At 73.2% G+C, this 13,247-nt stretch carries 11 protein-coding genes; 8 read left to right on the top strand and 3 right to left on the bottom strand.

What is annotated here, in order from left to right:
- From mnmA to gatB, 6 genes are all read left to right on the top strand, one after another.
- A partial coding sequence (mnmA, locus tag ACFE67_RS05880) for a tRNA 2-thiouridine(34) synthase MnmA (RefSeq protein ID WP_375405938.1) occupies positions 1-910 on the top strand: 910 nt, incomplete at its 5' end.
- Between the two features lie 57 nt (positions 911-967).
- The gene (gene ligA / locus ACFE67_RS05875) at positions 968-3,280 is read left to right on the top strand and encodes an NAD-dependent DNA ligase LigA (RefSeq protein ID WP_375405937.1); all 2,313 of its coding nucleotides are present in this window, start codon (positions 968-970) and stop codon (positions 3,278-3,280) included.
- Positions 3,277-3,663 (top strand): GNAT family N-acetyltransferase, encoded by a 387-nt coding sequence (locus tag ACFE67_RS05870; protein WP_375405936.1) that lies wholly within the window; start codon positions 3,277-3,279, stop codon positions 3,661-3,663. Before ligA ends, ACFE67_RS05870 begins: the two co-directional genes overlap by 4 nt.
- Before the next feature lie 409 nt (positions 3,664-4,072).
- A complete protein-coding gene (gatC, locus tag ACFE67_RS05865; protein WP_375405935.1) occupies positions 4,073-4,384 on the top strand; it encodes an Asp-tRNA(Asn)/Glu-tRNA(Gln) amidotransferase subunit GatC in 312 nt (103 codons plus the stop codon).
- The gene (gatA, locus tag ACFE67_RS05860) at positions 4,384-5,940 is read left to right on the top strand and encodes an Asp-tRNA(Asn)/Glu-tRNA(Gln) amidotransferase subunit GatA (RefSeq protein ID WP_375405934.1); all 1,557 of its coding nucleotides are present in this window, start codon (positions 4,384-4,386) and stop codon (positions 5,938-5,940) included. The genes gatC and gatA overlap by 1 nt, the downstream gene beginning before the upstream one ends.
- Positions 5,940-7,463, top strand: coding sequence for an Asp-tRNA(Asn)/Glu-tRNA(Gln) amidotransferase subunit GatB (gene gatB, locus ACFE67_RS05855; protein ID WP_375405933.1), 1,524 nt, complete (start codon positions 5,940-5,942; stop codon positions 7,461-7,463). Before gatA ends, gatB begins: the two co-directional genes overlap by 1 nt.
- 246 nt (positions 7,464-7,709) lie before the next feature.
- Here gatB and ACFE67_RS05850 read toward each other — a convergent pair whose 3' ends face one another.
- On the bottom strand, positions 7,710-8,537 hold the full coding sequence (locus ACFE67_RS05850; RefSeq protein WP_375405932.1) for an alpha/beta hydrolase family protein: 828 nt from the start codon (positions 8,535-8,537) through the stop codon (positions 7,710-7,712).
- Between the two features lie 295 nt (positions 8,538-8,832).
- Between ACFE67_RS05850 and ACFE67_RS05845 the strand changes: the two genes are divergently transcribed.
- Entirely contained in the window at positions 8,833-10,350 is a 1,518-nt protein-coding gene (locus ACFE67_RS05845) for a methyltransferase (protein ID WP_375405931.1), read from the top strand.
- 88 nt (positions 10,351-10,438) lie between these two features.
- On the opposite strand, the gene ACFE67_RS05840 is transcribed toward ACFE67_RS05845, so the two are convergent.
- Both ACFE67_RS05840 and ACFE67_RS05835 read right to left on the bottom strand, forming a co-directional pair.
- Positions 10,439-10,930 carry an FBP domain-containing protein gene (locus tag ACFE67_RS05840; protein ID WP_375405930.1) on the bottom strand — a complete coding sequence of 164 codons (492 nt, stop codon included), beginning with the start codon at positions 10,928-10,930 and terminating at the stop codon, positions 10,439-10,441.
- A 17-nt stretch (positions 10,931-10,947) separates the two neighbouring features.
- The gene (locus ACFE67_RS05835; RefSeq protein ID WP_375405929.1) at positions 10,948-11,232 is read right to left on the bottom strand and encodes a GNAT family N-acetyltransferase; all 285 of its coding nucleotides are present in this window, start codon (positions 11,230-11,232) and stop codon (positions 10,948-10,950) included.
- A 74-nt stretch (positions 11,233-11,306) separates the two neighbouring features.
- Between ACFE67_RS05835 and ACFE67_RS05830 the strand changes: the two genes are divergently transcribed.
- Complete coding sequence (locus ACFE67_RS05830; protein ID WP_375405928.1) at positions 11,307-12,749, top strand: phytoene desaturase family protein; 1,443 nt, start codon at positions 11,307-11,309, stop codon at positions 12,747-12,749.
- Positions 12,750-13,247 lie beyond the last annotated feature (498 nt).

Here is a 13,247-nt window from a genome sequence, read left to right as displayed (position 1 = left end):
CATCGGCATCCCCTTCTACGTGTGGGACTTCAGCGACCGGTTCGCGGCCGAGGTGATCGACGACTTCGTCGCGGAGTACGCCGCCGGCCGCACACCGAACCCCTGCCTCCGCTGCAACGAGCGCATCAAGTTCGCGGCGCTGCTCGACCGGGCGGTCACGCTCGGGTTCGACGCCGTCGCGACCGGGCACTACGCGGTCCTGCGCACCGATCTGGACGGGCGCCGGGCGCTGCACCGCGCCTCCGACGAGGCGAAGGACCAGTCGTACGTGCTCGGCGTGCTGACCGCCGACCAGCTGGCCCACGCGATGTTCCCGCTGGGCGAGACGCCGTCGAAGGCGATCGTGCGAGCGGAGGCGGCGGCGCGCGGCTTCCGGGTCGCCGCGAAGCCGGACAGCCACGACATCTGCTTCATCCCCGACGGGGACACCCGCGGCTGGCTCGCGGGCCGCCTCGGCAGCGCGACGGGCCCGGTCGTCGACGCCTCCGGAGCCGAGGTCGGCAGCCACGACGGCGCCCTCGCCTACACGGTCGGGCAGCGCCGGGGGTTGTCGCTCACGCGCCCTGCGCCCGACGGTCGGCCGCGCTTCGTCCTCGAGGTCAAGGCTGCGACCAACACCGTCGTCGTGGGGCCGAAGGAGGCGCTCGCGATCGGCGCGCTGGCCGGAGCGCGGATGTCGTGGGCGGGCCCCCGACCGGAGGTGGACGGGTTCCGGTGCGACGTGCAGGTCCGCGCGCACGCCGATCCGGTTCCGGCGACCGCGTCATTCGAGGGCGACGAACTCGTCGTCCGTCCCGACGCGCCCATCATCGGGCTCGCGCCCGGCCAGAGCGCCGTGCTCTACGACGGCACCCGCGTGCTCGGTCAGATCACCGTGGATCGCACGCTGTCCGCTGCGCCCGCCTCCTGATCGGAGGCGCATTTCGGCGCTCCGTGCGCTGTCGGTGGACGCCTCTATGCTCGCCGCATGAGCGACACGGCGACCGACGTCTCCGCCGCGGCGCGTGAGGTCGCAGAGCTCACCGCGCGCATCACCGAGCTGCGGCACGAGTACTACGAGGGCGACCAGTCGACCGCACCGGACCAGGTGTACGACGGCCTGATCCATCGCCTCCAGGCGCTCGAGGGGGAGCATCCGGAGCTGCTCCGTCCGGACAGCCCCACGCAGACCGTCGGCGGTGCTCCCGAGACCACGCTGTTCGCGCCGGTCGTGCACCGGGAGCCGATGCTCTCGCTCGACAACGTGTTCAGCCGGTCCGAGCTCGACGCCTGGACCGAGAAGGTGCAGCGCGACGCCGCGAAGGTCGCGCCCGACGCGCCGATCCGCTGGCTCAGCGAGCTGAAGATCGACGGCCTCGCCATCAACCTCCGCTACGAGCGCGGCGTGCTCACCTCCGCCGCCACTCGCGGCGACGGGATCACGGGCGAGGACGTCACGCCGAACGTGCGCACCATGGGAACGATCCCGCTGCGGCTGCGGGGGTCCGGCCATCCGGACCTGGTCGAGGTGCGCGGCGAGATATTCTTCCCGGTCGAGAACTTCGACGCGCTGAACGCCCGGCAGGCGCAGGCGGGGGAGCGGTTGTTCGCGAACCCGCGCAACGCCGCATCCGGTTCCCTCCGGCAGAAATCCGAGGGCAAGAGCGCCGAGAAGCTGGCGCTGATGGAGGCGCGGATCCGCGGCCTGCGCATGCTCGTGCACGGCATCGGCGCCTGGCCGGTCGAGCAGATCGAGCGCGACACCCCCGTGTCGGCGCAGAGCGAGGTGTACGAGCTGCTCGCCGAGTGGGGGCTGCCCATCTCCACCCACTACCGCGTCTTCGACGCCGTGGAGGAGGTCTGGGGCTTCATCGAGCGATACCGAGCCGAGCGCGCCTCCGTCGAGCACCAGATCGACGGCATCGTGATCAAGGTCGACGACCTCGACCTGCACGTCGCGCTCGGCGCGACGAGCCATTCGCCGCGCTGGGCGACCGCCTTCAAGTACCCGCCCGAAGAGGTGCACACGAAACTGCTCGACATCGTCGTCTCCATCGGGCGCACCGGGCGGGCGACACCGTTCGCGGTGATGGCGAAGGCGCTCGTCGCAGGTTCCGAGGTGCGCCAGGCGACGCTGCACAACCAGGACGTCGTGAAGGAGAAGGGCGTCCTGATCGGCGACACGGTCGTGCTGCGCAAAGCGGGCGACGTGATCCCCGAGGTGCTCGGCCCCGTGGTCGAGCTGCGCGACGGCACCGAGCGGGAGTTCGTGATGCCCGGGTCCTGCCCCGAGTGCGGCACCACCCTGAGGCCGGCGAAGGAGGGCGACATCGACCTGCGCTGCCCGAACGCCCGCAGCTGCCCCGCCCAGGTGCGCGGCAGGGTCGAGCACATCGGGTCCCGCGGCGCGCTCGACATCGAGGCGCTCGGCGAGGTCACCGCGGCGGCGCTGACACAGCCCTCCGAGCCGGCGACGCCGCCACTGCGCACGGAGGCCGGCCTGTTCGACCTGACGATGGCGGACCTGCTGCCGATCCGCGTCGTGCCGCGCGACCCCGAGACGGGCATGCCCCGGCTGAACGACGACGGCACCGAGAAGCGGCTCGCGCCGTTCCAGCGCAACGCGAACGCGGACGAGCGGCGCGCCGCCCGGGAGGCCGGCAGCCCGCTCGAGCCCGACACGCGGTTCCCGTCGAAGCAGGCGGAGGAGCTGCTCGCGAACCTCGAGATCGCGAAGACGAAAGACCTCTGGCGGTACCTCGTCGCGCTCTCCATCCGGCACGTGGGTCCCGTCGCCGCTCGCGCGCTCGCGCAGCATTTCGGGTCGATCACCGCCATCCGGGCCGCCACCCGCGATGAGCTCGCCGCGGTCGACGGCGTCGGGCCGATCATCGCCGACGCGGTGATGGAGTGGTTCGCGGTCGACTGGCACGCCGAGATCGTCGACCGCTGGGCCGCGGCCGGCGTGCGGCTCGAGACCCCGGGTCATCCGGGTCCGCAGGCCGTCGAGAAGGCGCCCGCCGGCCCGCTCGCCGGGCTGTCCGTCGTCGTCACCGGCACGGTCGAGGGCTTCACGCGCGAGGAGGCGGAGGAGGCGATCCTCGCCGCCGGCGGCAAAGCGGCCTCCAGCGTCTCCAAGAAGACCGCGTTCGTGGTCGTGGGCGTCAACCCGGGCGCGAGCAAGCTGACGAAGGCGGAGGCGCTCGGCCGCCCGCAGCTCGACGCGGCCGGCTTCCGCCTCCTCCTGGACGGCGGCCCCGACGCGGTGACCCCGCCGGACGCGCCGGAGCCGGAGGCGTGACCGTCCGGATCAAACAGGTCGCCTGGGACGACCCGCGGGGCGTCGTGCTGCGCAGGGAGCTGGACACCGAGTGGGACCGCGGTACGCCGCTCGGTCACGCCGCGCTCCGCCGGCTCGACGCGGGCGAGGGCGTGCAGTGGGAGCTGAAGCGCCTGATCACCCTGCCGGCCGGCCGCGCACGGGGCGTCGGGACGCTGCTGATCGACGCGGTCGAGACGGCCGCGCGGTCCCACGGCGCGGAGCGCATCGTCCTGGAGACCGGCGACCGGCAGCCTGAGGCGATCGCGCTGTACGAGAAGCTCGGCTACCGCCCGATCCCCGCGTCCGCCCCGGACACCGGCGCGATCCAGGAGGGGCTCTACTACGCCCGCGACCTCAGCTAGCGGGGCCCACCGCTGCAGATACGACGGTGCGCACCGTCCCATTTGCAGCGGTGGGCCCCGGTAGCGGGCTCTCGGGTCGCCCGTCCCGCTCCTGCTCGTCGGACAGCAGGCGGTCGACGACGCCGACCAGAACGACCGCATCCGCGCGCTGGACGCGGCGCTCGAGGACGAGGCGGCAGCGCTCGACATCCCCTTCGTCCCGGCGTTCGCGGCGACGAAGGCCGCCGACGCTTGGCGCCCGGCCAGTCCGCGAGGGCGACGGCTTCCACCCCGACGCCGCCGCTCCTCGCGTGGCCGCTTGCTGTTCACGGATCAGGGGATTCGGGCGGCGCGGAGCGCCCCCGAATCCCCTGATCCGTGAACACGACCGGCGGAAGGGCGTACCGGCGGGCCGAATAGACTCGAATCCATGCCCGACGCGCCCCAAGTGATCACGGTCGCCGACGTCCAGCACCTCGCGGGTCTCGCCCGCATCGCGCTCGAGCCGGGCGAGATCGAGCATCTCACCGGCGAGCTGAACCTGATCGTCGACTCGGTCCGGAAGGTGCAGGAGGTCGCGACGCCCGACGTCCCCGCCACCAGCCACCCCCTTCCACTCGTGAACGTGCTGCGCGCCGACGTGGTCGGGGAGGTCCTGACCCAGCAGCAGGTGCTCTCCGGAGCGCCCGATCAGCAGGACGGCCGCTTCCGCGTGCCCGCGATCCTCGGCGAGGAGCAGTAGTGAGCGACCTGATCCGCTGGACGGCGGCGGAGCTGGGCGCCCGGCTCGCCGCCGGCGACGTCTCGAGCGTCGAGGCGACTCGCGCGCACCTCGACCGCATCGCCGAGGTCGAGCCGGACGTCCACGCCTTCCTCCACATCGCCGGGGAGGCCGCGCTCGCTCGCGCCGCCGAGATCGACCGCCTCCGCGCGGCGGGGGAGGCGCCGAGCGCGCTCGCCGGCGTGCCGATCGCCATCAAGGACGTGCTCTGCACGATCGACATGCCGACCACCGCGGCGTCGAGGATCCTCGAGGGCTGGGTCCCGCCCTACGACGCGACGCCGGTCGCCCGCCTCCGTGCCGCCGGCCTCGTGCCGCTCGGCAAGACGAACATGGACGAGTTCGCGATGGGCTCCTCCACCGAGTACTCCGCCTACGGTCCGACTCGCAACCCCTGGGATCTCACCCGCATCCCGGGCGGTTCCGGCGGTGGATCGGCAGCGGCGGTCGCGTCCTTCGAGGCGCCCGTCGCGCTCGGCTCCGACACCGGCGGGTCGATCCGGCAGCCCGCCTCCGTCACGGGCTCGGTCGGGGTCAAGCCGACCTACGGCGCGGTCAGCCGCTACGGCGCGATCGCCCTGGCCTCGAGCCTCGACCAGGTCGGTCCCGTCAGCCGCACGGTGCTGGACGCAGCCCTGATCCAGGACGTCATCGGCGGCCACGACCCCCACGACGCGACGAGCCTCACCGACACGTGGCCCTCGATGGCGGAGGCCGCGCGCTTCGGTGCGGCGGAGGGCTCGCTCGCCGGCATCCGCGTCGGCGTCGTGCGCCAGCTGAACGGCGAGGGCTTCCAGCCAGGCGTCCGACAGCGGTTCGCGGAGGCGCTCGACCGCATGGCCGCGGCCGGCGCCGACATCGTCGAGGTCGAGGCCCCGAACTTCGAATACGCGATCAGCGCCTACTACCTGATCCTGCCGGCGGAGGCGTCGAGCAACCTCGCGAAGTTCGACTCCGTGCGCTTCGGGCTGCGCGTCGATCCGGGCCGCTCGACGACCGAGCAGGTCATGGCGCTGTCGCGCGAGCAGGGGTTCGGCCCGGAGGTGAAGCGTCGGATCATCCTCGGCACCTACGCGCTCTCGGCCGGCTACTACGACGCGTACTACGGCAGCGCGCAGCAGGTCCGCACGCTCGTGCAGCGCGACTTCACCGCCGCGTTCGAGCAGGTCGACGTGCTGGTCTCGCCCTCCACGCCGACGACCGCGTTCCCGTTCGGCGAGAAGGTCGACGACCCGCTCGCGATGTACCTGAACGACGTGACCACCATCCCCGCGAACCTCGCGGGCGTGCCCGGCATGAGCCTCCCGATCGGCCTCGCGCCCGAGGACGGCCTGCCCGTCGGCCTGCAGATCATGGCGCCGATCCGGGAGGACGCCCGCCTCTACCGGGTGGGCGGCACCGTGGAGGCGCTGCTGGAGGCGGAGTGGGGTGCGCCGCTGCTGTCGCGCGCGCCGACCCTCGGCCGGCCGGTGCCCGTCCCGGGCAACGGATCAGAACCCGACGGAGGGACCCGCTGATGGCAGCCAGCTCCAGTGATCTTCTGCTCAGCTTCGAGGAGGCGCTCGAGCGCTTCGAGCCGGTGCTCGGCTTCGAGGTCCACGTCGAGCTCTCCACCGCCACGAAGATGTTCTCGGAGGCGCCGAACCCCGCAGCGCCAGGCGCCGACGTCTCGGTGCCGAACACGCTCGTCGCGCCCGTCGACATGGGCCTGCCCGGCGCGCTGCCGACCGTGAACGCGCAGGCGGTCCGCTACTCGATCTCGCTCGGGCTGGCGCTCGGCTGCTCGATCGCACCGTCGAGCCGCTTCGCCAGGAAGAACTACTTCTACCCCGACCTCGGCAAGAACTACCAGATCAGCCAGTTCGACGAGCCGATCGCGTTCGAGGGCTCCGTCGAGGTCGAGCTCGAGGACGGCACGGCGTGGACCGTGCCGATCGAGCGCGCCCACATGGAGGAGGACGCCGGCAAGCTGACGCACGTCGGTGGCACGACCGGCCGCATCCAGGGCGCCGACCACACGCTGGTCGACTACAACCGCGCGGGCGTGCCGCTGGTCGAGATCGTCACGAAGCCGATCTACGGTGCCGAGCACCGCGCGCCCGAGATCGCGAAGGCGTACGTCGCGACGATCCGCGACATCGTGAAGTCGCTCGGCATCTCCGAGGCGCGGATGGAGCGCGGCAACCTGCGCTGCGACGCGAACGTCTCCCTCCGTCCCCGCGGGCAGGAGAAGCTCGGCACCCGCACCGAGACGAAGAACGTGAACAGCCTCCGCTCGGTCGAGCGAGCCGTCCGGTACGAGATCCAGCGGCAGGCCGCGATCCTGAAGGACGGCGGAGCGATCATCCAGGAGACCCGGCACTGGCACGAGGACACCGGCACGACCAGCGCCGGCCGTCCGAAGTCCGACGCCGACGACTACCGGTACTTCCCCGAGCCCGACCTGCTGCCGGTGCAGCCGTCGCTCGAGCTGATCGAGGAGCTGCGCGCAGCACTCCCCGAGTCGCCGACCGTGTTCCGGAGGCGCCTCCAGGCCGACTACGGCTTCACGGACGCCGAGTTCCGCGACATCCTCAACGCCGGCGTGCTGGCGGAGCTGGAAGAGACCGTCGCGAAGGGTGCCGCTCCCGCGCAGGCGCGCAAGTGGTGGCTGGGCGAGATCCTCCGCATCGCGAACGTGCGCGGCGTCGATGCGGGCACGCTCGTGTCGCCGATCCACGTGTCCGAGCTGATCGCCCTCGTCGAGAACGGCGACCTCACCGACCGGCTCGCCCGCCAGGTGCTGGAGGGGGTGATCGCGGGGGAGGGCAGCCCGGAGGCGGTCATCGCGGCGCGCGGGCTGAAGGTCGTCTCCGACGACTCGGCCCTGATCGCCGCGATCGACACGGCCCTCGCGAGCCAGCCGGACGTGCTGCAGAAGATCAAGGACGGCAAGGTCCAGGCCGCCGGCGCGGTGATCGGCGCGGTCATGAAGGCGATGCGCGGCCAGGCCGACGCGGCCCGCGTCCGCGAACTGGTCCTGGAGCGCGCGCAGTCCTGATTCCGTTTTGAAGGAACTTCGGCGGCTTCGCGCCCGAAGTTCCTTCAAAACGGAATCACCCGGTGTGCGGCGAGCGCGTCGAGGTCCGTGACGCGGATTCCGGGGTGCGCCTTCCGCGCCGAGCGGAAGGCCGCCTCGACGCCGCAGGATGGTCGGGTGCGATTCGCGCGGTATCCGGTCCGTCGTGTGGAGGCGCCGGGATTAACGCCGCTCGACCCGGAGCGCTGCGGCGCGCGATTTCGAGGGTCAGACCCCCGGCGTGCGGTACTTCTCGAAGAACTGGACGATGGTCGCGGGCTGGTAGTTCGACGGATCGCCGTGCTCGCCCGTCGTGTGGAAGTAGGTGACCGGCGCACCGGCCGCCTCCGCCTCCGCGACACACACGGCGGCGTTCGTCGTCGCGTTCACGACCGTGTCCGCGGGTGAGGCCCACACGAGCAGCGGGGTGTCGCCGACGGCGACCGGCTCGACCGCTGACCGGCTGCGGCCCTGCCAGGACGTGCGGATCGTCGCCTGGAACCGCGCCTCGTGCATCGTGCGGAGGTCGCAGACCGGGAACCAGGCCGTGGACGCCCGGACGTCGGGCAGCAGGCGCCCCAGCTGCATGGTCGCGAGGCCGCCCATGGACTCGCCCATCAGGAACACGTCGCGCAGCCCGTACCGCTGCTGCGTCCGGTCGATCAGCAGCCGGTAGTCCGCGATGCTCGCGCGGTCACCCCACGCCTTCCCTTCGCCGTCGGCCGCGAGGATCGTGAAGCCGGCCTCGCTGATCGCATGGGCGACGCCCGCCTCGAGCGGGCGGCTGAGCAGCGACCAGCGGGTCTGCCCCCAGCCGTGCAGGAACACGACGAGGCCGCCGTTGGCCTTCTTCGGCACGATCACCAGCGAGGACGACGCCTCGTCGTCGACGACCCGTGCGCCGGCGCCGCGCAGCTCCGCCGGCTGGACGGACCGGGTCGGGATCGCGCTCGCCTGCGGCGGAGAGGTCGACGACGAGGCGCAGCCCGCGAGGCTCAGCACGACGAGCGCCCCCGCGACCGCGGCGTGAGCACGCCGGCGCGGGTGGAGGGGCATCCCGTCATTCTGGGCGGCGACCGGCGCCGGGGTCCACGGTCGACCACCGCGGCAGGCATCCGTATCGAATCGTGATCGAGTCCCCCCGGAACGGGGCCCACGCCGGTGTCGTGAGGCGAACGCGCCCGCGCGTACGCTGACCACACGGCGCCGCGGCCCACGTCCTTCTCTTCACTCGACGTCCGCGGCGACCACGACCGGCCGGTTCGACACGGCCGCCGTGCCGCGGGATGCGCGGTGCAGGAGCCGTCGCTCCGTGCCGCGCATCCCGCCGAACGAGCGCGGTCCAGCCAGAATGGGCGCCGTGGCCGTCGATCCCGATCCTGTGCTGATCGCGGCGCTCCGCATGGATCTCGACGCGGCGCGCTACACCGTGGAGGGGCTCGAGGCGGCGTGGGGTCCTGTCGCGGCGGAGGCGTTGGGCCGCGACGACCCGGTGCCGGCGCTCCGCGAGCTCGACCGCCGGCCGACGACTCCGGCCGGCACCCTCGGCGCGCTGCTCGTGCTGGGCGCGCGGCGCTCCGTGGACGACCTCGATGCCGCGCTCCCGAGGCTCGGCAGCGCGGGAGCGGCCGCGCTCGGTCTCGTCGAGATCGAGGGAGGCTCCGCGACGGGGCTCGTCGATCTGCGGCCCTACGCGCTCGCGGACATCTCCGGCGTCGCCTCCTGGTGGATCGCCTCCGATCCCGGCGAGATGGCGCGGGGCGGCGAGCTGCCGGAGGAGCACGTGCTGGGCGCAGGATCGGCGTCGACCACGCTCGCGCAGATCCTCGTCGGGACGGGCACGGGGGCCGTGCTCGACCTCGGCACCGGCAGCGGGGTGCAGGCGCTCGTCGCGGCCGGGACCGCCTCCCGCGTCGTCGCGACAGACGTGTCGCCGCGCGCCCTCGGGTTCGCGCGGTTCAACGCCGCCCTGAACCGGACCCCGCTCGACCTCCGGCAGGGGTCGCTGTACGAGCCGGTCGCGGGGGAGCGCTTCAGCCGGATCGTGTCCAACCCGCCGTTCGTGATCACGCCGCGCGGCGTCGAAGGGGTGCCCGCCTACACCTACCGCGACGGTGGGTTCTCGGGGGACGGGCTCGTGGAGGCCGTCGTGCGCGGCGCCGCCGCGCACCTCACCCCTGGAGGCATCGCGCAGCTGCTCGGCAACTGGGAGGTGCGGGGCGATCCGCAGGCGGCCCGCGAGCGGGTTTTGGACTGGGCGGGGGAGCTGGACGTCTGGATCGTCGAGCGCGATCTGCTCGACCCGGCGCAGTACGCCGAGACCTGGGTGCGCGACGGCGGGGCGCAGCCGGGCACCGCGCGGTACCGCGCACTCGTCGGCGCCTGGCTCGACGACTTCGCGGCACGCGGGGTCACGGCGATCGGAGCCGGCTACGTCACGCTGCGTGCACCGCGGGGCAGGGCGACCCTCCGCCGCTTCGAGCACCTCGATTCGGCGGTCGGCGGCGGCATCGGCGGCGCGATCGAGGCGGCGCTCGCGGCCCACGACCTCCAGCGGGTCCTGCCCGACGACGCGCTCGCGGACACCGTGCTCGTGGTCGCCCCCGACGTCACGGAGCACCGCCACTACTGGCCGGGCGACGCCGATCCGACCGTGATCGAGCTGCGCCAGGGCACCGGGTTCGCCCGCGTCCGCCGGGTCGACACGGTCGCCGCCGCCGTCGTCGGCGCGTCCGACGGCGAGCTGGCGCTCGGCGCGATCATCGACGCGGTCGCGCGCATCCTCGACGCCGACCCGGTTCGGACGCGAGCCGCGGTCCTCCCGGTGATCCGCGAGCTCTGGTTCGAGGGCTTCCTCGCCCTGCGGTGACTGCCCGCGCCCGCTGATTCGAGGTGCGCCCTTCGAGAGCCTCAGGACCCGCGCAGCGAGCCTCGAGATCACCCGGAGCCGACCGCCCTCAGCCGGCGAGGACGGAGTGGGTGAAGGAATCGAGGCGCTCCTGCAGGCCGGCGATGCGGCGCTGCACGATCTCCTCCGGCGGCAGCTGCATCGGGGCGGCAGGAGGGGCGATGCGGATGATCGCGGAGCAGCCGAGGTCGGCGCAGATGTACGTGCCGACCGTGTCCCCCTTGCGGCCGGCCTCGCCGCTGCGCGGAGCGGCGAACAGGGCGACCTGCGCGCCGGGCTGCGGCATGTGGCAGAGCGAGCACATCGCGCTGATGCCCGACCGGATCCGGCGCTCGGCGGCGCGGAGCACGAACGACACCGGCCGGTCGCCCTGCCAGACGGTCAGGTAGGCGCGCTGCGGAGCCTTCGCGTCGTGCCAGCCGAGGTACTCGCGCTCGTCCCAGAGGACCTCGTGCAGTCCGGGCATCGGGAGCCGCTCGGCCTCACCCTTGGTCGTGTTGACGAAGGAGTCGCGGATCTGATCCTCGGTGAGCGGCTGCATCCCCGTCAGCGTAAAGCTCAGCGCGAATCCACCCGCGTGTAGTCCGGGTGCTCGGCGAGGAAGTTCCGCACCATCGAGCACTGCCCGATCGGCTTGATCCCCGCACCACGGGTGTCGTCGAGACCGGCGCGTACCAGCTGCGTCCCGAACCCGAGGTGCTCGTGCTCGGGCACGATCTCGCTGTGCACGAACACGCGCCCCTCCTCGGTGTCCTTGTAGACGAGCTCGCCGATCGGTTCGCCGTCCAGCAGCGCCACGTACCGGCGGCGCTCGGACTCGTGCTCGGTGGTGATCTGCGCCATGTCGTCATCCTCCATCGCACGCCGTGCTCCGGCAACTGGGGTCGCACAGATGGAGGAGGGCGCAGTATCGGGGCATGAGCGATCCGGACGTCGTGGTGGTGGGATCGGGTCCGAACGGCCTGGCCGCGGCGGTCACCGCCGCCCGAGCGGGGCTCGACGTGCTGGTCGTCGAGGCCGCCGACCAGCCGGGCGGCGCGGCGAGGACGGCGGAGGTGACGCTGCCGGGCTTCCGGCACGATCTCGGCGCGGCGGTGCATCCGATGGCGCTCGCATCGCCGTTCTTCCGCCGCTTCGCTCTGGCGGACCGCATCCCGTTCCTGACGCCAGAGCTCTCCTACGCCCACCCGTTCGACGACGGCCGGGCGGCGCACGCGTGGCGTGATCTCGGCACGACCGCAGCGGGCCTCGGCGCAGACGGGCCCGCCTACACGCGGCTGCTCGGCCCGCTCGTCGAGCGGGCGCGGCAGGTCGCCCGGTTCACGCTCGGCCCGGTGCTGCGGGTTCCTGCAGATCCGATCGCCGCCCTCCGGTTCGGGCTCGCCGCGCTCGATCAGGCCGGTCCCGCGTGGAACCGGAGGTGGCGCGAGCGGGAGGCGTCGGCACTGCTCGCCGGTGTGATGGCGCACTCCGTTCGCCCGATGCCGTCGCTGCCGTCGGCCGCGGCCGGCCTCGCCCTCGCGGTGCAGGCGCACGCGGCGGGCTGGCCGATCCCGGTGGGCGGTACCGGCGCGATCGCCGATGCGCTGGTCGCGGATCTGCTCGCCCACGGCGGCCGCATCGAGACCGGCCGGCGCGTGGGCTCGATCGACGAGCTGCCGCCGGCCCGCGCGGTGGTGTTCGACACGAGCGTCCCGGCGCTGCTCGCGATCGCCGGTGGCCGGCTGCCCGCGCTCATCCGCACCGCCCTCCGGAGCTTCCGCTTCGGGTCCGGCATCGGCAAGGTCGACTTCGCGCTCGACGGTCCCGTGCCGTGGCGCGACGCGCAGAGCCGGACCGCGGTGACCCTGCACCTCGGCGGTCGGCGGGAGCGGATCGCCGATGCGGAGCGCGCGGTCGCCGCCGGCCGGGTCCCGGAGCACCCGTACGTCCTCGTCGCGCAGCCCTCCGTGCTCGATCCGTCCCGAGCACCGGCGGGCAAGCACGTCCTCTGGGCGTACACGCACCTGCCGAACGGCTCGACCCTCGACCCGACGCAGCTCGTGACGGGCGCGATCGAGCGGCTCGCGCCCGGCTTCCGCGATCTCGTGCTCGCTGCGAACGCCCGCAGCGCGGCGGACATCGGCGCCTGGGACGCGAACCTCGGCGGCGGCGACATCTCGGCGGGGGCGGTGTCGCTGCGGCAGCTGCTCGCCCGGCCGGTGCCGTCCGCGGAGCCCTGGCATCTCGCGCGGGGCATCTACCTGTGCTCCGCGGCGGCGGCGCCCGGCCCCGGCGTGCACGGCCAGGGCGGCTACCTGGCCGCGAGGTCGTTCCTCCGTCGCGAGTTCGGTCTCACCGCCCCTCCGAGCCTGCACTGAGCGGGGCGTCCACGTCGCCGCTGCGGGTGTTCTTCGGGACGTCGCCGATCGACGTCGCGAAGGCCGACTCCGCGCAGCGGATCGCGACCTGCGAGCAGTGGCAGCCGCTCTCCGAGCGCGCGCAGGGCTGAGCGCCGCTCGGGCTCACGACGAGTCGACGTCCACCTCCGGTATTCGCCCCGAGCGAGGCCGAGGGCCGCAGCTCGCGCGTCGACTCGAGCGGGCGGCGCCGACGCCACGCCCCTGACACCTCCTGCTCTCAGTCGAGATCGGCAAGGAGAGCCGTGCCGCCGATGTCGCGGCAGCCCGTTCCGTCCGGCGCTTCCCGGATCAGCGCTCGAGCAGGAGCTGTTCGAGCGCTGCGGTCCCGATCCGGTCGATCACCGAGCCTGCGCCGGCGACCGTCACCATCGCGGTGGCCATCACCAGCGCCCATCCGCGGGCCCTGGCCCAATCCGCGTCGCTGTACCCGAGGGCGGTCCGGAACTCGGCGCGGGC

The organism is uncultured Amnibacterium sp., from assembly GCF_964244015.1.
Lineage (GTDB): Bacteria > Actinomycetota > Actinomycetes > Actinomycetales > Microbacteriaceae > Amnibacterium.
This window is presented reverse-complemented; position numbering and strand designations above follow the sequence as displayed.